This window comes from Agrobacterium sp. K11, assembly GCF_059429395.1.
On record NZ_JCAHRB010000004.1, the window covers coordinates 60697 to 84179 of the forward strand.

27 protein-coding genes, 3 tRNA genes and 1 pseudogene are annotated in these 23483 nt (G+C 57.5%); 13 read left to right on the plus strand and 18 right to left on the minus strand.

The annotated features are described in order from the left end of the window. Positions 1 to 56: 56 nt before the first annotated feature. From AC5SEO_RS09970 to tuf, 10 genes are all read right to left on the minus strand, one after another. Positions 57 to 224, minus strand: a complete 168-nt coding sequence (locus AC5SEO_RS09970) for a hypothetical protein (protein ID WP_153793990.1) — start codon at positions 222 to 224, stop codon at positions 57 to 59. Positions 225 to 253: 29 nt separating this feature from the next. Further along, positions 254 to 631 carry a 50S ribosomal protein L7/L12 gene (gene rplL / locus AC5SEO_RS09975; RefSeq protein WP_003519347.1) on the minus strand — a complete coding sequence of 126 codons (378 nt, stop codon included), beginning with the start codon at positions 629 to 631 and terminating at the stop codon, positions 254 to 256. Between the two features lie 59 nt (positions 632 to 690). Continuing rightward, the gene (gene rplJ, locus AC5SEO_RS09980; RefSeq protein ID WP_003519348.1) at positions 691 to 1209 is read right to left on the minus strand and encodes a 50S ribosomal protein L10; all 519 of its coding nucleotides are present in this window, start codon (positions 1207 to 1209) and stop codon (positions 691 to 693) included. Positions 1210 to 1566: 357 nt separating this feature from the next. Continuing rightward, positions 1567 to 2262, minus strand: coding sequence for a 50S ribosomal protein L1 (rplA, locus tag AC5SEO_RS09985; RefSeq protein ID WP_003519350.1), 696 nt, complete (start codon positions 2260 to 2262; stop codon positions 1567 to 1569). A gap of 2 nt (positions 2263 to 2264) precedes the next feature. Then, positions 2265 to 2696 (minus strand): 50S ribosomal protein L11, encoded by a 432-nt coding sequence (gene rplK, locus AC5SEO_RS09990; RefSeq protein ID WP_003519352.1) that lies wholly within the window; start codon positions 2694 to 2696, stop codon positions 2265 to 2267. Between the two features lie 144 nt (positions 2697 to 2840). Further along, positions 2841 to 3371: a transcription termination/antitermination protein NusG gene (nusG, locus tag AC5SEO_RS09995; RefSeq protein WP_003519353.1), complete on the minus strand. Its 531-nt coding sequence runs from the start codon at positions 3369 to 3371 to the stop codon at positions 2841 to 2843. Between the two features lie 21 nt (positions 3372 to 3392). Then, positions 3393 to 3593 (minus strand): preprotein translocase subunit SecE, encoded by a 201-nt coding sequence (gene secE, locus AC5SEO_RS10000; protein ID WP_003507689.1) that lies wholly within the window; start codon positions 3591 to 3593, stop codon positions 3393 to 3395. 184 nt (positions 3594 to 3777) lie between these two features. Next, positions 3778 to 3853: transfer RNA gene (locus AC5SEO_RS10005), tRNA-Trp, on the minus strand. 241 nt (positions 3854 to 4094) lie between these two features. Beyond that, positions 4095 to 4901, minus strand: a complete 807-nt coding sequence (locus AC5SEO_RS10010; protein WP_174068497.1) for a glycosyltransferase family 2 protein — start codon at positions 4899 to 4901, stop codon at positions 4095 to 4097. A gap of 344 nt (positions 4902 to 5245) precedes the next feature. Then, positions 5246 to 6421 carry an elongation factor Tu gene (tuf, locus tag AC5SEO_RS10015; RefSeq protein ID WP_013636434.1) on the minus strand — a complete coding sequence of 392 codons (1176 nt, stop codon included), beginning with the start codon at positions 6419 to 6421 and terminating at the stop codon, positions 5246 to 5248. Positions 6422 to 6853: 432 nt separating this feature from the next. On the opposite strand from tuf, the gene AC5SEO_RS10020 reads away from it, so the two are divergent. Continuing rightward, positions 6854 to 7486: a TerC family protein gene (locus AC5SEO_RS10020; protein ID WP_003513029.1), complete on the plus strand. Its 633-nt coding sequence runs from the start codon at positions 6854 to 6856 to the stop codon at positions 7484 to 7486. A gap of 1046 nt (positions 7487 to 8532) precedes the next feature. Here the strand turns inward: AC5SEO_RS10020 and AC5SEO_RS10025 are convergent. After that, on the minus strand, positions 8533 to 8982 hold the full coding sequence (locus AC5SEO_RS10025) for a hypothetical protein (RefSeq protein WP_003513030.1): 450 nt from the start codon (positions 8980 to 8982) through the stop codon (positions 8533 to 8535). A gap of 323 nt (positions 8983 to 9305) precedes the next feature. Between AC5SEO_RS10025 and AC5SEO_RS10030 the strand changes: the two genes are divergently transcribed. Together AC5SEO_RS10030 and AC5SEO_RS10035 are read left to right on the plus strand one after the other, a co-directional pair. Further along, on the plus strand, positions 9306 to 9632 hold the full coding sequence (locus AC5SEO_RS10030) for a BA14K family protein (protein ID WP_035251814.1): 327 nt from the start codon (positions 9306 to 9308) through the stop codon (positions 9630 to 9632). A 119-nt stretch (positions 9633 to 9751) separates the two neighbouring features. After that, positions 9752 to 9946: a hypothetical protein gene (locus AC5SEO_RS10035; protein ID WP_013636443.1), complete on the plus strand. Its 195-nt coding sequence runs from the start codon at positions 9752 to 9754 to the stop codon at positions 9944 to 9946. Positions 9947 to 10015: 69 nt separating this feature from the next. On the opposite strand, the gene AC5SEO_RS10040 is transcribed toward AC5SEO_RS10035, so the two are convergent. Further along, positions 10016 to 10089 (minus strand) — tRNA-Gly (locus tag AC5SEO_RS10040). A 26-nt stretch (positions 10090 to 10115) separates the two neighbouring features. Further along, positions 10116 to 10200, minus strand: a tRNA-Tyr gene (locus AC5SEO_RS10045). A gap of 209 nt (positions 10201 to 10409) precedes the next feature. On the opposite strand from AC5SEO_RS10045, the gene rlmB reads away from it, so the two are divergent. The 5 genes from rlmB (at position 10410) to AC5SEO_RS10070 (ending at position 14295) form a co-directional block, all read left to right on the plus strand. Next, positions 10410 to 11297, plus strand: coding sequence for a 23S rRNA (guanosine(2251)-2'-O)-methyltransferase RlmB (gene rlmB / locus AC5SEO_RS10050; protein ID WP_003513033.1), 888 nt, complete (start codon positions 10410 to 10412; stop codon positions 11295 to 11297). Between the two features lie 76 nt (positions 11298 to 11373). After that, a complete protein-coding gene (locus AC5SEO_RS10055) occupies positions 11374 to 11766 on the plus strand; it encodes an acyl-CoA thioesterase (RefSeq protein WP_003513034.1) in 393 nt (130 codons plus the stop codon). A gap of 6 nt (positions 11767 to 11772) precedes the next feature. Further along, positions 11773 to 12366: a hypothetical protein gene (locus tag AC5SEO_RS10060; RefSeq protein WP_003513035.1), complete on the plus strand. Its 594-nt coding sequence runs from the start codon at positions 11773 to 11775 to the stop codon at positions 12364 to 12366. Positions 12367 to 12465: 99 nt separating this feature from the next. Continuing rightward, positions 12466 to 12882 (plus strand): DUF2946 family protein, encoded by a 417-nt coding sequence (locus tag AC5SEO_RS10065; protein ID WP_003513036.1) that lies wholly within the window; start codon positions 12466 to 12468, stop codon positions 12880 to 12882. A gap of 48 nt (positions 12883 to 12930) precedes the next feature. Then, the gene (locus tag AC5SEO_RS10070) at positions 12931 to 14295 is read left to right on the plus strand and encodes a PepSY-associated TM helix domain-containing protein (RefSeq protein WP_174068498.1); all 1365 of its coding nucleotides are present in this window, start codon (positions 12931 to 12933) and stop codon (positions 14293 to 14295) included. A 176-nt stretch (positions 14296 to 14471) separates the two neighbouring features. Here the strand turns inward: AC5SEO_RS10070 and AC5SEO_RS10075 are convergent, their stop codons facing one another. Both AC5SEO_RS10075 and AC5SEO_RS10080 read right to left on the minus strand, forming a co-directional pair. Further along, positions 14472 to 14948 carry a nuclear transport factor 2 family protein gene (locus AC5SEO_RS10075; RefSeq protein ID WP_065659230.1) on the minus strand — a complete coding sequence of 159 codons (477 nt, stop codon included), beginning with the start codon at positions 14946 to 14948 and terminating at the stop codon, positions 14472 to 14474. 12 nt (positions 14949 to 14960) lie between these two features. Then, positions 14961 to 15572 carry an NAD(P)-dependent oxidoreductase gene (locus AC5SEO_RS10080; RefSeq protein ID WP_013636447.1) on the minus strand — a complete coding sequence of 204 codons (612 nt, stop codon included), beginning with the start codon at positions 15570 to 15572 and terminating at the stop codon, positions 14961 to 14963. Between the two features lie 154 nt (positions 15573 to 15726). Between AC5SEO_RS10080 and AC5SEO_RS10085 the strand changes: the two genes are divergently transcribed. After that, on the plus strand, positions 15727 to 16110 hold the full coding sequence (locus tag AC5SEO_RS10085) for a winged helix-turn-helix transcriptional regulator (RefSeq protein ID WP_003513040.1): 384 nt from the start codon (positions 15727 to 15729) through the stop codon (positions 16108 to 16110). A 61-nt stretch (positions 16111 to 16171) separates the two neighbouring features. Here the strand turns inward: AC5SEO_RS10085 and AC5SEO_RS10090 are convergent, their stop codons facing one another. After that, positions 16172 to 16525, minus strand: coding sequence for a DMT family protein (locus AC5SEO_RS10090; RefSeq protein WP_003513041.1), 354 nt, complete (start codon positions 16523 to 16525; stop codon positions 16172 to 16174). 241 nt (positions 16526 to 16766) lie between these two features. On the opposite strand from AC5SEO_RS10090, the gene uvrB reads away from it, so the two are divergent. Then, a complete protein-coding gene (uvrB, locus tag AC5SEO_RS10095; protein ID WP_174068499.1) occupies positions 16767 to 19748 on the plus strand; it encodes an excinuclease ABC subunit UvrB in 2982 nt (993 codons plus the stop codon). A 31-nt stretch (positions 19749 to 19779) separates the two neighbouring features. Beyond that, positions 19780 to 20747 (plus strand): annotated as a pseudogene (locus AC5SEO_RS10100) (alpha/beta hydrolase). 12 nt (positions 20748 to 20759) lie between these two features. Here the strand turns inward: AC5SEO_RS10100 and AC5SEO_RS10105 are convergent. Beyond that, complete coding sequence (locus AC5SEO_RS10105; RefSeq protein ID WP_174068501.1) at positions 20760 to 21194, minus strand: DUF1801 domain-containing protein; 435 nt, start codon at positions 21192 to 21194, stop codon at positions 20760 to 20762. A gap of 140 nt (positions 21195 to 21334) precedes the next feature. Here AC5SEO_RS10105 and AC5SEO_RS10110 point away from each other — a divergent pair, with 140 nt between their 5' ends. Both AC5SEO_RS10110 and AC5SEO_RS10115 read left to right on the plus strand, forming a co-directional pair. Continuing rightward, entirely contained in the window at positions 21335 to 21790 is a 456-nt protein-coding gene (locus AC5SEO_RS10110; RefSeq protein ID WP_003513045.1) for a PRC-barrel domain-containing protein, read from the plus strand. Between the two features lie 157 nt (positions 21791 to 21947). Next, positions 21948 to 22559, plus strand: a complete 612-nt coding sequence (locus tag AC5SEO_RS10115; protein WP_038491490.1) for a DUF922 domain-containing Zn-dependent protease — start codon at positions 21948 to 21950, stop codon at positions 22557 to 22559. Between the two features lie 19 nt (positions 22560 to 22578). Here the strand turns inward: AC5SEO_RS10115 and AC5SEO_RS10120 are convergent, their stop codons facing one another. Then, positions 22579 to 23181 (minus strand): J domain-containing protein, encoded by a 603-nt coding sequence (locus AC5SEO_RS10120; RefSeq protein WP_003513049.1) that lies wholly within the window; start codon positions 23179 to 23181, stop codon positions 22579 to 22581. Positions 23182 to 23483 lie beyond the last annotated feature (302 nt).

Sequence of the window (23483 nt, forward strand, 5' to 3'; positions counted from 1 at the left end):
CTTTAAAATTGCATCCGGGCCTGCAACGGACGGGAACCGATGGCCAGTCGATCCCGTCAAGCAATGGGTGTCATCAATCTCGTTCCACATCCCGGATCGATCAGGCCGGATTGCCTAGATGAGCCGGTTCGGAACCATTCTCTTGAAGAACCCATTACCCAAAAGCCATTTTCACGCGGCTTTTGGGTAATAAGTTTTAAAACGATGACGACGGAAAGGGGCATGAAGCCCCTTCCCGCCAGCAATCGCAAGATTACTTAACGTCGACCTTGGCGCCAGCGTCTTCAAGCTTCTTCTTGAGGTCAGCAGCTTCAGCCTTGGAAACAGCTTCCTTGACAGCCTTCGGAGCGCCTTCAACGAGGTCCTTAGCTTCCTTCAGGCCGAGACCCGTGATAGCGCGGACTTCCTTGATGACGTTGATCTTGTTGGCGCCAGCGTCAACCAGGATCACGTCGAATTCGGTCTTTTCTTCTTCAACGACAGCAGCAGCGCCAGCACCGCCAGCAGCAGCAACAGCTACCGGAGCAGCGGCGGAAACGCCCCACTTTTCTTCGAGAAGCTTCGACAGTTCTGCAGCTTCCAGAACGGTCAGGGTGGAGAGGTCTTCAACGATCTTTGCGAGATCAGCCATTTTGATAGTTCCTTTTGTTCAGTTCGAACCAGTTTGAATAATTACAGCGAAAAACCGCCTTAAGCGGCTTCGTCCTTCTTGGCGTAAGCCGAGAACACCCGTGCAAGCTGGCTTGCAGGTGCTGCGACAACCGTGGCGACGCGAGTTGCCGGGGCGTTGAGTAGGCCCAGCAGCTTTGCGCGCAGCTCGTCCAGCGAAGGCAGGGTCGCAAGCGACTTGACTGCTTCGGCGTTGAGCGTGGTTGCGCCCATGGAACCGCCGAGAACAACGACTTTATCGTTGGTCTTTGCGAAATCCATGACGACTTTCGGAGCAATCATAGGGTCGACGCTGTATGCAATCAGCGTCTGGCCCTTGAAGAGATCTGTCATCCCTTCCGACTCCGTGCCCTGAAGAGCGATCTTGGCCAGGCGGTTCTTCGCGACCTTGACGGTGCCTCCGGCAGCGCGCATTTTCGAACGGAAGTCGTTCATTTGCGCAACGGTGACACCAGCATAGTGGGCCACGACAACCGAACCGGAAGCCTTGAAGACTTCGTTCAGCTCCGTGACGAATTCGCGTTTTTCCGCTCTTTCCACTGTCTGTCTCCAGTAGACGGGGCCACATAAGTGTGAACCCGTCGGGTTTGCCTTTGCCCCAAGGGACCTTTTTACAAAGATCCCGAGCGACGCTCGAGGATCCTGTCCCCCGCTCTGTCGCCGCAAACGGCTTCAGGCACAGGCACACCAGGTTCGAACCGGACAGTCAGGCATCTGCGATGCCTCAAATCCAGCCTCACCCGTCTCATGCAGGTTGAATGATTAAGGCCAAACCCCGAAGGACATGGCCACCCGCAATCTCGGACAGGAGTTCCGGGTTTCCCCGGAAATCTCCGGCTCCCTGAGAGCCGGAAATTCTTCTAATCACGCTCCCCGACAGGGAAGCACGAGAATTGATTAAGCCGTAACCGACGAAGGTTCGATCTTGACGCCCGGACCCATGGTCGAGGAGATGGCAACGCGCTTGACGTAGTTGCCCTTGGCACCCGTCGGCTTTGCCTTGATGACCGCATCGGCGAAAGCCTTGATGTTTTCTTCAAGAGCCTTGGCGTCGAACGAAGCCTTGCCAATACCAGCGTGTACGATACCGGCCTTTTCGACGCGGAACTCAACAGCACCGCCCTTGGACGCCTTGACGGCGCCGGCAACATCCATCGTCACCGTACCGACCTTCGGGTTCGGCATCATGCCACGCGGGCCGAGTACCTTGCCGAGACGGCCGACGAGCGGCATCATGTCCGGGGTCGCGATGCAACGATCGAAGTCGATCTTGCCGCCCTGAACGATTTCAACCAGCTCTTCTGCGCCAACAACGTCAGCACCAGCAGCCGTGGCTTCATCAGCCTTGGCGCCACGTGCAAAAACGGCGACGCGAACGTCACGGCCCGTGCCGTTCGGCAGGTTGACAACGCCGCGAACCATCTGGTCCGCATGGCGCGGGTCAACGCCGAGGTTCATCGAAACTTCAACGGTTTCGTCGAACTTGGCGACTGCACGTTCCTTGACCATCGAAATGGCGTCGGTGAGAACGTAGAGCTTGTTAGGATCCACACCTTCGCGGATCTTCTGAATACGCTTTGCTACCTTGGCCATGATCAACCTACTACTTCCAGGCCCATGGCGCGGGCAGAGCCCTCAACCATTGCCATTGCGCCTTCGATATCGGCAGCATTCAGATCCTTCATCTTGGCTTCAGCGATCGTCTTGACCTGAGCCTTGGTGATGGAGCCAACCTTGGCGCCCTTACCAGGCGTCTTGGAGCCGGAGGTGATCTTCGCTTCCTTCTTCAGCCAATAGGTCATCGGCGGCTGCTTCATGACGAAGGTGAAGGACTTGTCCTGGTAATAGGTGATGACGACCGGAATCGGCATACCCTTTTCCATTTCCTGCGTGGCGGCATTGAACGCCTTGCAGAATTCCATGATGTTGATGCCGCGCTGACCAAGTGCAGGACCGATCGGCGGGGACGGATTGGCCGACCCTGCCTTCACCTGCAGCTTGAGCTGGCCCATAACTTTCTTAGCCATATCTCTCTGCCTTTCAATTCAAACCGGTTTCCCGGCTTCTCTCTAGCCGGATCGCTCCGGCGGCTGCGGTTGCGTGGTGCGGCGCCCTGCCCCGGCTATGGGAGCCCGTTTGCCTTCCACGCGATTGGGGTTTCACCCCTCCAGTCAGACCTTCTCGACCTGACTGTATTCCAGCTCGACCGGCGTAGCGCGGCCGAAAATCGAAACTTCCACCTTCAGGCGCGAACGCTCTTCGTCGACATCCTGAACAACGCCGTTGAACGACGCGAACGGACCATCGGAAACGCGAACCTGCTCGCCGACCTCGAACGAAACCGAAGACTTCGGACGCTCGACACCTTCCTGAACCTGACCGAGGATACGATCGGCTTCATAATCCGGAATCGGAACAGGCTTATTGTCCGAACCGAGGAAACCGGTCACCTTCGGCGTGTTCTTGATGAGATGATAGGCCTCATCCGTCAGGTTGGCGCGCACAAGCACGTAACCTGGAAAGAACTTGCGCTCGCTGTCGACCTTGCGGCCACGACGCACCTCGACAACCTTTTCGGTCGGAACGAGGATTTTCTCGAAAAGATGATCAAGACCCTTCTGACGAGCCTTCTCTTCGATCGACTCAGCGACCTTCTTTTCGAAATTCGAATATGCGTGAACGATATACCAGCGCGCTGCCATTTTTATTCTCCGTTCAATCCGTTACCGGCCGACGTTCAGCACGAGGCTAAGCACCCAGCCGATGAGCTGGTCAGCAGCAAAAAAGAACAGAGCCGCAAAAATGACCATCACAAGCACCATAGCCGTCGAAATCATGGTCTCGCGGCGCGACGGCCAAGTGATTTTTGACGCTTCAGCGCGAACCTGCTGCAGAAACGTAAACGGATTGGTTTTGGATGCCATTGACTGCCCACGCAATTACGGCGCGTAAAGCCGAACTAATCAGCCCCACGCACCGCGTGTCTGTTTTGACCTTACATAAACACCGATTCCAGTTTTAACAAGAGGAAATCGACATTCGGCGAAATTCGCCGGAAAACCGGCACCCATCTGCCATGCAGCGAAGACCGCGCTTGCGGATGGAAAGTGGCAGGGGCAGTAAGGCTCGAACTTACGACCTGCGGTTTTGGAGACCGCCGCTCTACCAACTGAGCTATACCCCTTTAACACCTTAGCCGACCACGAAAATCACTTGGCCGCTTCGGTATGCGTTCCCTTTAAGGCGCACGGAAAAGAATGGCAAGCGCTTTTTATTCGCTTTCGGAAGAAACTGTTGACGCCCTCCCCGCCACGTTTTTTCCTCGGCCGCTTAACCGGTTACCCCCAAGCCCGTCACTTCAACGAACCCCTCTGCGACATCCAAATGCGCTGGTTTGATACCTTTCGCAACCGACCTTTAATCTATTACGGCTCAAGCGCACTGCGATTGGACCTGATCAACTGACGCTCCCGATACTTGCGCTTGAAGTGTGCGACGTTGCGCGTCACCGAACGCCGCCATTTACGGATTGTCGCCAGCGAAAAGAATCTGTCGAGTTCTTGCGCCACATCGCGCCAACCACGGCGTTTCTTAAAGCCATAATTGCTGCGGCCAAATCCCGAATGGCTGACGCCGGTTTCGGCCAACCACGCGATGATCGCGCCCTGATCCTTATAAAAGATACTAATTTCCGCCTCTGTCCGGAAACCGGCATAACCTTGCGGTAGTTTTTTATAGCAGGACAACCGCTTGACGGTCGGATTGAAGGTGAAGCTATGCCAGACACGATGCGCGGTCGGCGGTATTCGCCAATACCCTAAATCTTCAACTGCCTGCGCCTTACGCCGAATGTCACGGGGCATGTCGTCATCGGTTCTGAGTTGAACGAGCGCCACTTGCGGGTCCCGCTTCAGTATTTCGATGCCCCTGCCCACAACCTTAGAAACAGGAAATGCCCAGTCGTCTTCGAGATGCAGGATGTAAGGGGTTTGCACTTCCGAATATGCCCGGTCGATAGAGCGGTGCTGCCCAATGTTGACGCCGTTCAAAATGACGCGGATCGGTTGCTCTGGATACCGCGCCGGAATCGCCCACACCGATTCTTCGTCGGAGTCCTCGATAATGATAAATTCCCGTAGCGGGTAATCATTAGTAGAGAAGAAGCTATCGAGAGTTCCGATGAGAAGATCAGGACGGCGGCAGCTGGTGAGCACAACAGTTAAATCGGACATGAAGTCGTCTCGGAAGAAAACTGGCCGATGAAATCAAGCCAGACAAGCGCTAATTGATATATTTTCATCTACGTCAAACGAGTTACAGGCGAATTACGTCGATAAAAAAAAAGAGAATTACATGAAAATAAATTATAAATTACAATTATCTTAAATATAGCGCATAATACACGCATAAAATGAGTAAAACATCAGAATTTATACTCACATAATAAAAGTATACGAATCTTTCAACTATATAAATTTACAAAATTCGATTTTTACATAAAAAAACGGCGGTGCCGAAGACACCGCCGTTTTAGAACTAGATTTTTAAATCCGGCGAAACCGCCGTCTGTCGAAAATTACTCGACGATAGAAGCGACGATGCCGGCGCCGACGGTACGGCCGCCTTCGCGGATAGCGAAGCGCAGCTTTTCTTCCATCGCGATCGGAACGATCAGCTCGACTTCAACAGTCACGTTGTCGCCAGGCATAACCATTTCCGTGCCTTCTGGAAGCGAAACGATACCGGTAACGTCAGTCGTACGGAAGTAGAACTGCGGACGGTAGTTCGTAAAGAACGGCGTATGACGGCCGCCTTCTTCCTTCGTCAGGATGTAGGCTTCTGCCATGAACTTCTTGTGCGGCTTGACCGAACCCGGCTTGCACAGGATCTGACCACGCTCAACGCCGTCACGGGTAACGCCGCGAACGAGAGCACCGATGTTGTCGCCAGCCTGGCCCTGGTCGAGCAGCTTGCGGAACATTTCAACGCCGGTAACCGTCGTCTTCGACGTCGGACGAATGCCGACGATTTCGACTTCTTCACCAACCTTGACGATACCGCGCTCAACGCGACCCGTCACAACCGTACCACGGCCAGAGATCGAGAACACGTCTTCGATCGGCATCAGGAACGGCTGGTCGATCGGACGCTCAGGCGTCGGGATGTAGGCGTCAACAGCAGCCATCAGCTCGCGGATTGCGTCTTCACCGATCTTCTTGTCGGAATCTTCAAGAGCAGCAAGTGCCGAACCCTTGACGATCGGGATATCGTCGCCCGGGAAGTCGTAGGACGACAGAAGTTCGCGAACTTCCAGTTCGACGAGCTCGAGAAGCTCGGCGTCGTCAACCTGGTCGACCTTGTTGAGGAACACGACGATCGCCGGAACGCCAACCTGGCGAGCAAGCAGGATGTGCTCGCGCGTCTGCGGCATCGGGCCGTCAGCTGCAGAGCAAACCAGGATCGCGCCGTCCATCTGGGCAGCACCGGTGATCATGTTCTTCACGTAGTCGGCGTGGCCGGGGCAGTCGACGTGTGCGTAGTGACGGTTCGGCGTTTCGTATTCGACGTGCGCCGTCGAGATCGTGATGCCGCGAGCCTTTTCTTCAGGAGCAGCGTCGATCTGGTCGTACGCCTTGAACTCGCCGAAATACTTCGTGATCGCAGCAGTCAACGACGTCTTGCCGTGGTCGACGTGACCGATCGTGCCAATGTTGACGTGCGGCTTATTGCGCTCAAACTTGCTCTTTGCCATGTGAATTGCTTCCTGTGAACGTGAAGTAGTTTTCCCGGCGAACCGGTTTGGTGTCGCCGTTTAAGGCTTTGTAAGCGAATGCGCAAGACTTAATTGTCAAAGCACGGTCGCGCACGCCTAAGGCGCGCCTCAAGGTGCATATATGGTGCGTTCCGCGCGATATTCAAAGCTGGCTCAGCCTTCCCACGCGGCGGGCAGACGGGACGCACGGACGGGACCCTGCCTGTACCCCTCTTCGCACAATCGGATCGTTAAATAAGCTTTTTCTTTATCACAACTTCTTTACCTGGACCCTCATCATGGCTTAAGGAAATTTCATCTCCGGGGGGAGACGGGCGAGCGGGACGATGCGCCCAGGCGCAAAACCTCTATGCCACATATTGATCAGCCGCGCTTTCCGGCGCGAAATTACATCCGTTTCAGGACCGCTCAATGGAAATCTTCACAGCCGCCGGCTTCACGGCATTCATGCAAGTCATTGCGATCGATCTCGTTCTCGCAGGCGACAATGCCATCGTCATCGGCCTTGCCGCCGCCGGTCTTCCCGCCCATCTTCGCCGCAAGGCGATCCTGGTCGGCATCATCGCCGCCACCGTATTGCGCATCGGCTTTGCCGCCGTCACCGTGCAGCTTCTCTCCATTGTCGGGCTTCAGCTCTTCGGCGGGCTTCTGCTTGCCTGGGTTTGCTGGAAGATGTGGTCCGAACTGCGCGAAGCCGCAGGCTCCATCGAAGACGAGGTGACGGACGAAGAGGCTGACCTGACCAAAGGTCACAAGACCTTCTTTCAGGCCGCAACCCAGATCGTCATCGCCGATGTGTCCATGTCGCTGGACAACGTGCTTGCCGTCGCCGGTGCCGCGCAGGACCATGTCACGGTGCTGATCATCGGCCTCGTCGTCTCGATTGCCCTCATGGGACTGGCCGCCAATTTCGTCGCCAAGTTGCTGCACCGCTACCGCTGGATTTCGTATCTTGGCCTGATGGTCATCATCTATGTGGCGCTCAACATGCTGTATCACGGCGTGATCGAAGTCCTACCCTACATCAAGCCTTATTTCGGCTGAGACTGGCAGTCACATATTCGTCCCGAAAGGCCTGGAAACGAGAGTTTCCAGGCCTTTTCTTTTCATACCCACACAAATGCACCCTTGCCTGCGCAGCATTGCAAGCGCACGCGCAGGTGAAATCGGCGCACAGGGGAATCGGTCTCCGCGTCCGCTGCAACATTCGGATAAGACAGGGAAATCGTGATTTTTTGCCTATGGATTTTGGCAATTGAGGTCAGCCACGGGCAAGCCTAGTGAGCTAGTTAATAAGTCATAAAAATAAAAAGAAAGGTAAAGCTGCCAATGGCTTATGACTGGACCGGCGGTCGCACCCGCCGCCTTCGCAGGATGAAGCTGGGCGCTGTTGCAAGCTCACTAATCCTGCTGGCGCTCTTAACAGCGCTCGTTCTAGGCTGAACGCGCTGCGCGCAATTCAACGCTGACCGGCGGCATGGCAAGGTTTCCCAAAACCGCCCTGCCGCCGCTCCTTCGGGGGCAACGTCCATTCTTTGTTGGCAAGTTTTGCCGAATATCAGCCGCGAAGGCATGTCCTGGTTATGCCGCCGATTGAAGCGGGTTCATTTCGGCGCGGAAGCTGCGGCAAGACCTATCGAAACAGCCAATAAATGACGCCAAGCACCAACGTCCACATCAGTAATGATATGGCTAGTACGGCGAGGTAGTTTCGAAATCGTCTGGTCATCCGCCCACATTGCCGGCCAGCCGCCAAGGGACAGCCGTAACCGTTTGATTGCTGGATGCGGATCAAGCCGCAAGATCAACTCTTTCTATCAAGATGCTGAATCGCAAACCATTCGCAGATTTTACCCGCCCGAAACCGGGGTTGCCTGACCATGTGAATATCAACCCGCCGGTAAGCGTGAAAACGCTGGGCCACGCTCGCCGCAGGATTTGCAGGGCACAGGAAAAACCGCACGTCGTTCTGGACGTGGCTCAGACACGCTCCGGTCAACCGAATCGACAAATTAAGTCCTTCGGTATGATGTCTGATGACTCGTCATTGCTGGGGCAACGGCGATCAGCCGCCGCCCCAAAAAAGCGCGTCAGCTCTTCAAAGCCGTATTGCACAGGCTCCAGTAACCGCCACCCTTCTGAATCCACTTGAGATCGCCGAGCGTGCCGTCATCCTTGTTCTTACGATAAGAATCGACGCAGGTCTTCAGGCGGGCCTTGCCAGGAGTCTCGCTTGAATATTTCTTATCGACAGCACTCGGAAATACGACGCTCTTAGGAGCCTTTATCGTCGCCTTTTCGGGTTCTTTGTCGGTGGTAGCCGCAACTTGCTTGTCGTCGGCCGCGCTCTCGGCAGCAGCGTCGCTACCGCAGAACTTGGCGCGATAGTCGTTCCACTTGACGTCCTTCGCCGACCCGTCGGCTTTCGCCGCCTGGTATTTCACGCTGCACTCTTTCATGGTGAGCGCCGCTGCGGGGGAGACAAACGCCGCCGATGCGAGCAGCGCTAAGGATGAGAGAATTACAACCCTGTTGATCATCGAAGACTCCCGTGTGCATGATTGCCGGAAGACTATCCGACCGGACTTTCCGCTTGTCAACGAGCAGTGCAACAAGCACTCAAAGTCGAATTGGCGGGGAGCAAAATGTGCTCATCGGGCGTGGCGTTTTCGCGGTGAGGACGGCATCACTCAGTGACCACGGATATCCACAATCAGCCCGCCGCCAGAGGCATCTCCGCCTTGCCACGCGAACGACGGCAGCACCGCCCAACGAATCACGTATTCGTGTGACGTCAACCATGCATCGGAACGAAATTCCTTAATTTTCGTTAGCATCTCGAACGAATAACGAGGATTTATCGATGTTGAGGATGCCGAAGACTATCTCCGCGCTCGCTCTTGGCGTCGCAATATCTACCGCTTCAACCTTGCCCGCCAGTGCGCTGAGCCTCATACAGCCGGCCTACGAACAACAGGAGCAGGCGCAGAATTCCGACGGTCGCGGCTATCCCGCATCCGCCTTTGCCGCGGGCAAGGGTGAAGAGGCGTCATCCAACGGTTACGCCCTCTCAGAATCGGAAATAAACCACGTAAAATGGTGTGCAGCGCGTTACGCATCATACCATCCAACCGACAACAGCTATATGGCAGCCGCCGGCATACGGACGCAATGTCGTTCACCGGATTGATTCAGCCGTGCCCCAGCGCACCGCGTCCCAGCCAATAAGATAAAATTTACTTTAAATTCTATTGACCTGAACCTTTGTCCGGGTTGGCCGTTTGAAGCGCGTGCCAGCGAGGAAACGCGATGATGTGGAATCTTGAAAAACTTGAGCAAGAGCGACTTGATCTGATCGAGGTCATTACTGCCCTGCGCCACACTGAACGCCTGTCGACCGCAGATCGCACCTCGATCTTTGAGAAAATTACGGCGCATATGGTGAGGTTAAGCGAGCTCGACGCAGAGAAAATGCGGATTCAGTCGGCCTTGGAGGCGAGCTGAAAACAGCCAACGCTGATTGGAGTCTGCACATCGGCGCGAGGCAAAATTATCGATCTTTTTGAGAAGTTTTGGAGCGGGTAGCGGGAATCGAACCCGCGTATTCAGCTTGGAAGGCTGCTGCTCTACCATTGAGCTATACCCGCGGTGGTGATTTTGATCCTGCGCAGAATGGTGGAGGGAGTTGGATTTGAACCAACGTAGGCGTAGCCAACGGATTTACAGTCCGTCCCCTTTAACCACTCGGGCATCCCTCCAGCTATCTGCTAGGATCGAGCAACCAAGCTCTTCAGATTTCTCTCCGGCGAAGCGCCGTTGCGTCGTCTGTGGCGCGTATATGACGGCCTCGTTCGCTTCTGTCAACACGCCGTTTCACGAATTTTCGGGAAAAAATTCAAACCTCTTTGCAGGCCTGTGGATTATCGCGGGGGCTGGTGTGCGTCGCATCCCGGAGATATAAGGCGCCATGAGCAAAGACGATCCAAACGACAAATCCACCCGCGACACGCACTACGCCACCCTGCGCCGTGCTGTGCGCGATGCCAAACGCGAGAGGGGCGAAATTCCGACCCCGCAGCAGCCGAAGCGCCGGAATCGTGGCGCGGAAGACTGGAAGCCGCCGCAGCTTGCGCCGGATCAGGTCCACCTTTACGGCCTGCATACCGTGCGTGCGGCGCTTTCCAATCCCGAACGGCAACTCATCAAGCTGTCGGTTACCCTGAATGCCTTTGCGCGTCTGGATATCGGCGAAGCGGATGCGCAGCCCTTCCCGGTAGAGATTGTCTCACCGCAGGATATCGACAAGGTGCTCGGCCCCGAGGCGATCCATCAGGGCGTGATGCTGGAAACCAGGCCGCTTCCGGTCAAGAAACTCGATGCGCTGAAGAAAAGCCCGTTGATCCTCGTGCTCGATCAGGTTACCGACCCGCACAATGTCGGCGCCATCATGCGCTCGGCGGTCGCCTTCAACGCCGGCGCCGTCATCACTACCATTCGCCATAGCCCGACGGAGTCTGGCGTGCTTGCGAAGTCTGCGTCCGGCGCACTGGAACTCATTCCCTATATCCAGATCACCAACCTTGCCGATACATTGGGCGAGCTGCACAAGCTTGGCTTCTTCTCGGTCGGTCTGGATTCGGAAGGCCCCGCCCCCATCGAGCAAACCTTCACCGGCGCAAAGATCGCCCTGGTGCTGGGAGCCGAAGGCAAGGGGCTGCGCCAGAAGACCCGCGAAACCGTTTCGGCGCTCGCCCGTCTCGATATGCCGGGCGAGATCAAATCGCTCAACGTATCGAATGCGGCAGCCATCGCCCTTTATGCAACGCAGCAATTTCTGGGCAAAGCGTCGTCCTGACGCTTACCCTTCCTTGCGAAATCACAAAGCGCAACGCATGCTGCGCCTTTGACATTCGCAAGGAGCAAATCTCGACATGACCGACCTGCCCATCAAACCGACCGGCGAGCTGACGCTGCGGACGCTCGCAATGCCGGCCGACGCCAATCCGGCCGGTGATATTTTCGGCGGCTGGGTCATGTCCCAGATGGACTTGGCCAGCGGCATCCGCGCCGCGGAGCGGTCTCGCTGTCGCGTGGTCACTGCGGCGGTCAAGGAAATGGCTTTCGAGTTGCCGGTGAAGATCGGCGACACGCTGTCCATCTACACCGATATCGCCCGGCTCGGCCGCACCTCCATCACGCTGACGGTCGAGGCCTGGGCGCAGCGCTCCCGTTACGACAAGCTGGAAAAAGTCACCGCCGGAACCTTTATCATGGTGGCGATGGACGAAAACGGGCAGCCGACGCCCATCCCTCCGACGGAGTAGGGTGCGATGGAGGCCGCCGTCAACGCCGCGGAAGCCTATGCGCATATCCGCGCCGTCATGGGCATGGTGGTCGGCCTCAGCCTCGCCCGCTTGCTGACCGGCCTTGCCGGTTTCGTGCAGCATCCCAAGAAGGAGCGCATCTATCCCCTGCATATCGGCTGGGTGGCGTTCCTGTTTCTGATGCTCGTGCATTTCTGGTGGTGGGAACACCGGCTTTCCGCCACCAGCCACGTCCTCGGCTTCGGCGCGTTCCTGTTCCTGATCCTGTTCTGCTCGCTGTTCTATTTCCTGTGCGTGTTGCTGTTCCCCTCAGACATGAAGGAATACAAGGGATACGAGGACTATTTCTTTTCCCGTAAAAGCTGGTTCTTCGCGTTTCTCGCCGCACTTTTCGTCACGGATATAGGCGATACGCTGCTGAAGGGACAGGACTACCTCTCCTCGCTGGGCGCTGAATATCTCATCCGCACCGCTATTTACGTCGTTCTGTTCACACTGGCAGCTTTCATCGGCAACCGACGCTTTCACAGGTTTCTCGTCATTTTCGCCCTGATTTATCAGGTAGTCTGGATATTCAGGACCTACGACCTGCTGGCCTGAACATTCCCATCCCTACGCCGGGTGATAATTGAAAACAGGCCTCGTCTTTCGCCATCGTGTCGCGGTGACACGGCCCGATAAATATGGCATTTCGCTGCAATGGGATTCATTCGCAGGATAATGCAGGACAGAAGTTCGGCTGGCGCCATCGCCACGCTGGCGGTCCTGCTTTTTCTCCTGCAAGGGCTCGTGAATGGCCTGACCAGCGGCAATATGGCCTCAGCCGCGCTGGCGACCGGTGAGATCATCTGTTCCAGCCACATGCCCGAAGGCGGTTCGGGCAAACCGAACCCGGCCTCCAACCCTGCGGGCAAGCTCGCCGACAATTGCTGCGGCACGCTCTGCCGTCTGGCCTCCGTTACCATCGCCGCTCTTCCCGTTACTCCCGTGGAGCGTGCGGACGGCATCGTCCGGGTCGTCGAAGTCGACTTTCTCGACCGCGACACGGCATTGCCGCCGCCACCACCCAATCTGGAATCGCGCCCACGCGCACCGCCTCCCTCTCTGCAAATGTAAAGAGCGATCCGGCCCTGCCGGATAATCAACTTTTCTGCGGAGACATCCATGTCCGTTACGACCTCTTTCGAGGGCGAGCGCGCGCCTGCGCAATCCTCGTCCGTCAACCTGTACCGCGCCGTATGGCGCTGGCACTTCTACGCTGGCCTTTTTGTACTGCCCTTTCTGATATCGCTGGCCGTCACCGGTGCGCTCTATCTGTTCCGGGACGAATTCGACAATCTCATTCATTCGGACCTGAAGCGCATCGAAGTGGCGCAGAACGTGCCGAAAGCACTCCCCTCCGATATTCTCGCCGCAGCCGTTGCGGCCGTTCCCGGCACTGCGGTGAAATACACCACGCCAGGCGATCCGGGTGCCTCGACGGAAATTACCGTCAGTACGAGCGAAGGGAAACGCGCCGTCTACGTCAACACCTATACCGGGCAGGTTGCCGGTTCACTGCCGGATCGTGGCACCATCATGTGGACGATCCGATACATCCACAGCCTGAAATATTTCGGCACCTATACCCGCTATCTGATCGAGATTGCCGCCGGCTGGTCCATCCTGCTCGTCGCCACCGGCATCTATCTGTGGTGGCCTAGGAAGCAGAGCGGCGGTGTCTTGACCGTGCGCGGCACGCCGAAAAACCGCGTCTTCTGGCGCGATACCCATGCCGTCACCGGCATTTTCGTCGGCTTTTTCATCGTATTTCTAGCAGTCACCGGAATGCCCTGGTCGGGCGTGTGGGGCGCCAAGGTCAACGAATGGGCAAACGGCAGCAATTTCGGATATCCGGCAGGCGTGCGGACCGATGTTCCAATGTCCGGCGAGCATCTCGATCACATGGCCAAGACCAGCTGGTCGCTGGAGCAGGCGAAAGTACCGGAATCCACCGCATCCGCCACCGGGCAACCAATCGGCATAGATGCAGCCATCGCGCGTTTCGACGGGCTCGGTCTTGCCACTGGTTATACCGTCGTGCTGCCGACCAAACCGACAGGCGTCTATAGCGGCTCCGTCTATCCCGACGACCTTTCAAAGCAGCGCGTCGTCCATCTCGATCAATATAGCGGCAAACCGCTGATCGACATGAGCTATTCCGACTACGGTCCACTTGGAAAGGTGCTGGAATGGGGGATCAACGTGCATATGGGCCAGCAATTCGGCCTCGCCAACCAGATCGTGTTGCTGGCAGCCTGTGTCGGCATCGTCCTGCTTGCCGTTTCCGCCGGCATCATGTGGTGGAAACGACGCCCCAGAGGTTCGCTCGGCGTGCCACCATTGCCGCAGGATAAACGCGTCTTGCGCGGCCTGCTGGCGCTGCTGGCCATCGGCGGCATCCTGTTCCCGCTGGTTGGCGCAAGCCTGCTGGTGATGCTTGTTCTCGATCTGATCGTGCAGTCCCGCGAAAAGCAACGCGCTGCCTGACAAAAAACACGGCCGGGAGATATCCCCCGGCCGTGTCCTTCTGAATTCCGGGCGGTTGGCAGAAGCTCGGCCTTAGAGCACGTCCTGTTTAAACAGAATCGTTTGACGTGCTCTAACTGTTTGTTTCTACGAATTTTCCAGACGTAAAACCGCTACGCACTTTTACTGGAAATGTTCTAGAACATCGTATTATTGTTTGCAGCCTTTTCCGGAACCGGCTGGATCACGTCCCAATGTTCGGTGATCTTGCCGTCGGTGACCCTGAAAATATCGACGATGGCGGCTCCGCGCGCACCCTCTTTATCCGTGGAATGGATGTGCAGATAAACCAGATCTCCATCCGTGGCGCTACGCACGATCCGGGATTTCGCCTGCGGGTTTTCCTTGAAGAAGCCGGTGAAATAGTCGACGAATGGCTTCTTGCCATCAGGCACCATCGGATTGTGCTGTTTGTAGCTGTCGACGATGACGGCAGCGCCCTTCGCCACCTCGTGCTTGTTGAAGACGGTGTCGTAAAAATCGATCACCAGCTTGCGGTTGGCTTCTTCCTGAACCAGATCGCGCTTTGCGGTTTCCGCCAGAACGGGCGCGGCCATCAGCGCGGGCGCGAGGGCAAGAGCAGCGATGGCAAGACGACGTGTCATGAAATTCATGGATGAGACCTCTCAGTAACCGACGGTGAAACGCTGGCGGGAATGCTGCGGCTTTTCGATTTCATCGACAAGCGCGATGGCGTAATCCTCGAAAGAAATGCGGCTGCCAGCTTCGTTGCTCAAAAGGCTGTCCTTGCCGATACGGAATTTGCCCGTTCTTTCCCCCGGCACAAATTCGGCCGATGGCGACAGGAAGGTCCAGTCGAGCTGCTTTTCCCCTTTCAGACGGTCCAGAAACTCCGCTCCCTTGGTCGCCTCTGCCTTGTAGGCGGCCGGGAAGTCCGGCAGGTCAACCACGCGCTGGCCCGGCGCAATTTCAAGGCTGCCGGCGCCACCCACGACGAGATAACGGGAAACGCCCGAGGCACGGACGGCCTCGATCAGCGTCACCGGATCGCTCGCAGTGAAGTGCACGGCGCTGATCACGGCATCGTGACCCTTAAGCAGTTCCGAAAGCCCTGCCTGATCGAAGACATCGCCCTTTTTTGCCACTACGTTCGGCAGGCTGGCGATCTTTTCAGGGTTGCGGGCGATCGCCGTCACCTGGTGCCCCCGGTCGGAAAGTTCCTTCAGAATACGGGATCCGGCATTGCCGGAGGCTCCGATGAGCGCGATTTTAGCCATGGCTTTTTCCTTTATAGGCATCGTTGTAGGTCTAGATAATAGACCGTCAGGGGAAGCTATGGTATCGCAGCCCCGGCTGCAAGAAGTCAGCCGACGCTGATCAGGTCACACGGCGATGACCTGAAAGGGCACAAAAATGGAAAGAGCAGGGAAAATGCCGGATACGCAAACCAAGGAAATCTTCGCCTTCGACCAGCCCTGCCCCATCCGCGACGTGCTGGATCGCATCGGTGATCAATGGAGCCTGCTGGTTCTGGAAGCGCTTCAGGGCGGGGTTCTGCGTTTCAACGAACTGAACCGCAAGATCGACGATATTTCCAAGCAGATGTTGTCACGCACGCTGAAACGGCTGGAGGAAGACGGTTTCATTCGCCGCACGCTCTATGCGCAGGTGCCGCCGCGCGTGGAATACGAACTGACCAATCTCGGCCGTTCGTTTCTGGTGCCGATGCAATTGCTGGTGCAGTGGGCGGACGAGAACCACGTCCGCATTTGTACGGCACGGTTGGACTATGCCAATGGTGGAACGGGATCGTAATACCGTTCCTCGTGCCGTGGCGAAACCTGTCCGCCACGGCAATAGAAAGGCCCTGTGGCGATCAGGAGCGGAAGATGAAGGAAGCGCCGAAAGCGATGAGCGCAAAACCGATCACGTGGTTGATCGTGATGCTTTCCTTCAGCCAGAACACCGAGAACAGAGCAAAGACCGCAAGCGTGATAACTTCCTGAATGGTCTTGAGCTGCGCGGTCGAATAGACCTCCGATCCCATGCGGTTCGCGGGGACTGCGAGCATGTATTCGAAGAAAGCGATGCCCCAGCTTGCGACAATCGCAAGGAAGAGTGCGCTGCCCTTGTGCTTGAGATGCCCATACCAGGCGAAAGTCATGAAAACATTGGAGACGATGAGCATCAGGACAGGCCAGATGTGGGCAGGGCTGATCGAGAACGGCATGATTGTTCCTGAATGAAGAAGGGAGGGATGTCACGAAAGGCAGTTTGAAAACGCAACCGTCATTTTTGTCTTTGCTTTAACTTACCGCCGTATGAAACGGAACCGGTTTCTATCAAAGCGTATTCGGCCGCTATGCAACGTATCCGGCCAAATTTTGTTCCCCGCGCTTCGTTTCCTTTTTGTACTCATTTTTTCTTGGCCTCCCCTTCCCTTTGCGCGTGACTCCCTCCATATTTCGCGCATGGCCAGATCACCCAAAAATTCCAAACCCTCGAATTCCGGCTTCGAGGAAGCTCCGCAATCGTCGTTCGAAGGCGCGCCGCTCAGCGGCAGCGTTGCCGATTGGGTAAAGCAGCTCGAGGCGGAAGCCGAAGCCGGCTCGGTGGAAACCCAGCGCGAAGTCGCCTCGAAAGCTGGCAAGCACCGCAAGAAGATCGAGATCGAAGCGCGCAAGGAAGCGGAAAAAGCGGCCAACAAAACGGCTAAAAACACCACGGCTTCCAAGACAGCGCGCGGCGTTTCCATCGGCGCGTCGAGCGATCCAAAAACCCGCGCCGCCGCCGGTCTCAATCCAGTGGCTGGCATGGACGTTTCCCTGGAGGAGGCGGCCAATCTCGCACCGGGTGCCGTCACCGCCACCGTCGAGGCGCTATCGGCGCTTATCGAGAGCGGCAATCCGCTGTTCAAGGACGGCAAGATGTGGACGCCGCACCGGCCGGCCCGTCCGCCTAAATCCGAAGGCGGCGTTACAATCCGCATGGACTCGGAGTATCAACCGGCAGGCGACCAGCCAACGGCGATTGCCGATCTCGTGGAAGGCATCAATTCCGGCGAGCGCAGCCAGGTCCTGCTCGGTGTCACCGGCTCCGGCAAAACCTTCACCATGGCCAAGGTGATCGAGGCAACCCAGCGCCCGGCCGTCATCCTTGCGCCCAACAAGACGCTGGCCGCACAGCTCTATTCCGAGTTCAAGAACTTCTTCCCCGACAATGCGGTAGAGTACTTCGTCTCATATTACGATTATTATCAGCCGGAAGCCTATGTGCCGCGCTCCGACACCTTCATCGAGAAGGAATCCTCGATCAACGAACAGATCGACCGGATGCGTCACTCCGCGACCCGCTCGCTGCTGGAACGCGACGACTGCATCATCGTCGCTTCGGTTTCCTGCATCTATGGTATCGGCTCGGTGGAAACCTATACAGCCATGACCTTCCAGATGCAGGTGGGCGACCGGCTGGACCAGCGCCAGCTTCTGGCCGACCTTGTGGCCCAGCAATACAAGCGCCGCGACATGGATTTCCAGCGCGGCTCCTTCCGCGTGCGCGGCGATACCATCGAAATCTTCCCCGCCCACCTTGAGGATGCCGCCTGGCGCATCTCGATGTTCGGCGACGAAATCGATTCCATTACCGAATTCGACCCGCTGACCGGCCAGAAAACCGGCGATCTGCAATCCGTCAAGATCTACGCCAATTCGCACTATGTCACCCCGCGCCCGACGCTGAACGGCGCGATCAAGTCGATCAAGGAAGAGCTAAGGGTCCGCCTCGCCGAGCTGGAAAAGGCGGGACGTCTGCTGGAAGCCCAGCGGCTGGAACAGCGCACGCGTTACGACATCGAAATGCTGGAGGCGACCGGCTCCTGCGCCGGTATCGAAAACTATTCGCGTTATCTAACCGGCCGCAATCCCGGTGAGCCGCCGCCGACGCTGTTTGAATATATCCCTGATAATGCGCTGCTTTTTATTGACGAAAGCCACGTCTCGGTTAGCCAGATCGGTGGCATGTATCGCGGCGACTTCAGGCGCAAGGCGACGCTGGCCGAATATGGCTTCCGCCTTCCCTCCTGCATGGATAACCGCCCGTTGCGCTTTGAGGAATGGGATGCGATGCGGCCGCTGACGGTCGCAGTTTCGGCCACCCCCGGCTCGTGGGAAATGGAACAGGCCGGCGGCGTCTTCGCCGAACAGGTCATCCGCCCGACAGGACTCATCGATCCGCCGGTCGAGGTGCGCTCCGCCCGCAGCCAGGTGGACGATGTTCTCGGCGAAATTCGCGAGACCGCCGCTAAGGGTTACCGCACGCTCTGCACCGTGCTGACGAAGCGCATGGCTGAAGACCTGACCGAATATCTGCACGAACAGGGCGTTCGCGTGCGTTACATGCACTCGGATATCGACACGCTGGAACGCATCGAGATCATCCGCGACCTGCGCCTTGGTGCGTTCGACGTGCTTGTCGGTATCAACCTTCTGCGCGAAGGCCTCGATATTCCCGAATGCGGTTTCGTCGCGATCCTCGATGCCGACAAGGAAGGCTTCCTGCGTTCGGAAACTTCGCTGATCCAGACCATCGGCCGCGCCGCCCGTAACGTCGACGGCAAGGTCATCCTTTATGCCGACAATATCACCGGCTCGATGAAGCGGGCGATGGAGGAAACCTCCCGCCGCCGCGAAAAGCAGATGGCCTATAACGCCGAACACGGCATCACGCCGGAATCGGTCAAGGCGAAGATCTCCGATATTCTTGATTCAGTTTATGAGCGTGATCACGTAAGGGCCGATATTTCAGGCGTTTCCGGCAAAGGCTTCGCCGATGGCGGCCATCTGGTCGGCAACAATCTGCAGTCCCATCTCAACGCGCTGGAAAAATCCATGCGCGATGCCGCAGCCGATCTGGACTTCGAAAAAGCCGCCCGCCTGCGAGACGAAATCAAGCGCCTCAAGGCCACCGAACTCGCCGTCATGGACGACCCGATGGCGAAGGAAGAGGCGAAATCGCTTGAGGGTGGCGGCAGAAGCAAGAAAAAAGAAACGAGCGCCCGCAACGGGTCGATCTCCCCTCTTGCGGAAGATATATCCGGCGGGACAGAGGACGTTGCCGCTTCCGCAAACGAAAGTGGAAAATCTCTCTTCGCCAAACCTTCGCTGGACGAAATGGGTCCCGGCTCGGACACGGGCAAGCCGCTGTTCCGCAGGAACACGCTGGACGAGATGACCGTTGGCCGCACCGAGAAGCCGGTGCGTGGCGAAGTTCCCGGCAAACCCGAGACAGAAACCGGCAAACGTTTCTCACCGCTCATGGAAGGCCAGCCTGAGCGAAACAAGGACGATCCCCGCCCCCTCGTGCGCGGCAAGATCGGAGCGGGTTCCTATGAAGACGCCGGCGAACAGAAGCGCAAAAGCCGGACGAAGGGGAAGACGGGGCGTCCCGGTCGCTGACGCGCAACGGCGCAATCTGGATAGACACCGCATGCATCGAAAAAATCTGGCGGCCTTATGCCTCGTCTTTTTCTCAAGCCCAGTCCTTGCCGGGCAGATTGAGTACGCCACCTTCCACAGCGCCGCCCTGAACGCACCGCTGCCCGTCAACATCTACCGACCGGATGGTACGCCGCCGGAAAACGGCTGGCCGGTGCTTTATCTCCTGCACGGCCATGATGGTGACCAGAACAGCTGGCGAGACCTCGGCAATATCAAAAAGACGCTGGACACGCTGATTGCGGCTGGCGCCATCCGCCCGCTGGTTGTCGTCATGCCAGGCGCTAAAACAGTTGGTACGTGGATTCGGCCGCTGTCGGTGGTCCCGGCGATTACGAGACGGCCCTGACTGGCGATCTGCGCCATCAAGTGGAAAAAACGCTGCCGGTGCGAAAAGATCGCGAAGGGCGTGCCATCGCCGGGCTGTCCATGGGCGGTTTCGGCGCATTGCATCTGGCTTATGGCCACGAAGACCTCTATGGCGCAGTCGCCAGCCTGTCCGGCGCGATCTGGCAGAACGTGCCCGCCTCCGATCTCGACAAAACGCCCGCGGAACTCAAGCTCATTCAGGACAGCGCCTTCTTCCACCGCGTCGACCGCACCACCGTCACCAGCGGCATCGTGCTGCCCTCCACCGGCGATCACTTCTCCGGCGCCTTCGGCACGCCCTTCGATGCCAGACCTTTCAATGAGAAGAACGTCTTCACCCTTGTTGCACAGCACGTCGCCGAAAGCCAAGACTTGCCCGCCACCTATCTGACAGTTGGCGACGACGACGGCTTCTTCCTCTGGCGCGGCGCCATCGCCCTGCACGAAACGCTTCAGGCCGACAATCGCAAATCCGAATTACGAGTGACCGACGGTGATCACGTCTGGTCAGTGTGGAAGGTGTCAATTATCGACGCGCTGAAGTTCATCGATGGGGAATGGGACAAGGCAACGGACGTTGCGAAAGATTGACCGCCTACTCGATTACCCAGCCTTATTCCCCGTGCGTTTCTTTCCAGCCTTCCCCGCCACATTTAACGCCACCGCCGCGCGGATCAGCGCCACCAGTGCCTCCTCGTCGATCTCATCTCCCTCGTGAAAGTCGATGGCGCGCCGCGTATTGCCCTCAAGGCTCGAATTGAACAGGCCGGCCGGGTCTTCAAGCGATGCGCCCTTCGCAAACGTCGTCTTCACGGCTGTCTTGTAGGTTTCGCCCGTGCAGATGATACCGACATGCTCCCAGACGGGCACGCCGCGCCATTTAACCTCCTCCGTCACCTCCGGATCGGCCTTCCTTATCAGCGCCCGGATGCGCGCAAGCGTCTCGCCACGCCAGTCGCCAAGCTCCGCGATCTTTCGATCGATGAGAACCGACGGTGCATTCTCCTCCGCTTCCTTGCTGTCAGTGTTTTTTGCCATAACGTCCTCCGGATTTGGCGTGCCAGTGCTCCCGCTACCAGCATAAACCAAAATTTCCTGCGCTCCCACGCGGAACCAAATCCGACCTTCACCGTTTCTTCCCCGAACGAAACGTTCAGCATACAAAGGGAAGAAACATCATGAAAATCAACGTCATCGCTCTCGCTGCCGCAGCAGCCCTCTCCTCTTCCGTGGCTTTTGCCCAGACGGCTGCGACTGCGCCTGCTGTTGGCGCCGATGCGACTTTGTCCGGTCCCGGCATCACCATGGGCACCAAGGCTAACGGCCCGCTGAAGTTCGTCAATGTTCAGAAAACCGACCTCACCGCCTCCCAGCTCGACGGTCTGGATATCTATAACGCCCAGAACGAAAACATCGGCGAAATCGAGGACGTCGTCATCGGTGATGGCAAATCGGTGATCGGCCTCGTTGCCAGCGTCGGCGGTTTCCTCGGCATCGATAAGAGCTATGTGGTGCTCGACCCGGCCTCGGTTGCAGTCCACAACGACAACGGCACCTGGAAGGCCTATGTCGATACCACCAAGGAAGCGCTGCAGAACGCACCGAAGCTCGACTACGACAAGCTGGACGACTGATTCCCCTGCAGTCGCAAGCTTGACCCCCGCGATCCGTCGCGGGGGTTTTTCGTGTGTGGAATTTCGGCGCAGTATCCGACAATCCCTCTCTCACGGCGCTTGCCTAGCAGCCCAGCTCTCGCCTATCTTTGGCGCGCAAGACACCAAGGATCGATGCGTGCCCGCCAAAACTCTCTCTTCCCTCACCATCAGCGCTGTGGCGATATTGCTGAGCACCCTTCCGCTATCAGCACAGTCAGCCGGCTGGAAACCAGCCGAGCAGATAAAAACCTATGCGATCAGCGGTGATACGGGTGGAGCGCTTTACCAGTCCATAGGCGAGCGCGGCCCGACCGCCGGTGTGCAGGCCATCGCCCACACCACCTTCAAGCTGACATGGCGGCGCGATTATCGTCCGCAACCGGACGGTGCCTGCGTACTGGCCACCGCCAAGCCCAATCTCACAATCATCTATACCTGGCCGAAAGCGCCGGCCAGATTGCCGCCCGCGGTCGCCGCCAGCTGGAAAACCTTCATTTCCGGTGTGGAAACCCATGAGCGCGTTCACGGCGAGCACATTCTCGACATGGTGCAGAAGATCGAGGCATTCAGCACCGGTCTGAGAGCGGAAAACGATCCGAAATGCCAGAAAGTGCGCGTTGTCCTGCAACAGCGGCTTGGTGAGCTATCCAACGAGCAGCGCCAGCGCGGACGCGATTTCGACCGGGACGAGCTTTCCCCCGGCGGCCGCGTGCATCAGCTCATTCTGGCGCTCGTCAACGGTCCCTGAGAACTCCAGGGGGAAACGGCTATTCCGCCGCCTCGCCTTTCAGCAGCGGTTCGGAGAGCGATATGCTTTCCAGCTCGTAGGAATAGCCTTCCAGCATCGTATAGGCCTGCTCGATCGCCTCTATCTGCGCTTCCGCATTGCGGATGGCTTCGGCGATGGACTGGCTGCGCGCACGCAACATGGAACTCAAAACATCGGTCTCCGGCTTTCTGCCCAGCCGGTCCATATGTTTGCGCACCCGCGTGCGGTGACGCTCCAGTTCCAGAATGTGAAAGCGGCTTTTCAGGATATCGTCGGTCAGCTTGCGGCGCATGGCGGCCACTGGGTCGAAGCTGCCGGGCTCGCGCTCATCCAGAATGAATTCGTTGACCAGAGTTTCCAGCATCAGCAGGCCTTTGAGGTCCTTGGCGTCGGCAAGCTGCGGATCGTAACCGGTATCGTCGAACACCTTGCGGCGCACCGGATCCTTCAAAAGCTCGTAAGCGGTTTGCAGGCGTGCGAATTGGTCGGTATCGCCCCCGCTGTCGGGATGGGCGGCTTTCGCCACCTTCCGGTAAGCGGACTTGATCGCCGCCTCGTCGGCATCACGCTCCACGCCAAGCAAAACATAGGGATCGATCACTAAAACACCTTCAAACGCAAACTGTTACCGCATGCCATACGCCACCCCCGTGCGGCTCGCGCACAGATCATAAGCGAATTCCGCCCGCGCGGCACCCCCGCGCCGGCGCAAAAGCCCTTGATCCTCAAATTTGTCGGACCCATGGCGACTATAATCACGGGCGGGACAAAATTGTGGAAAGTCATGGCAAAACACGCCCGGCCAAGCTGTCTACCCATGCGGAAAACCGTGCAACCCGCAGGTTTTACGGTGCTTATGGTGGAACGGCTCCAACGGGTGTAAGCTTGGCTTTTGGATCTGAA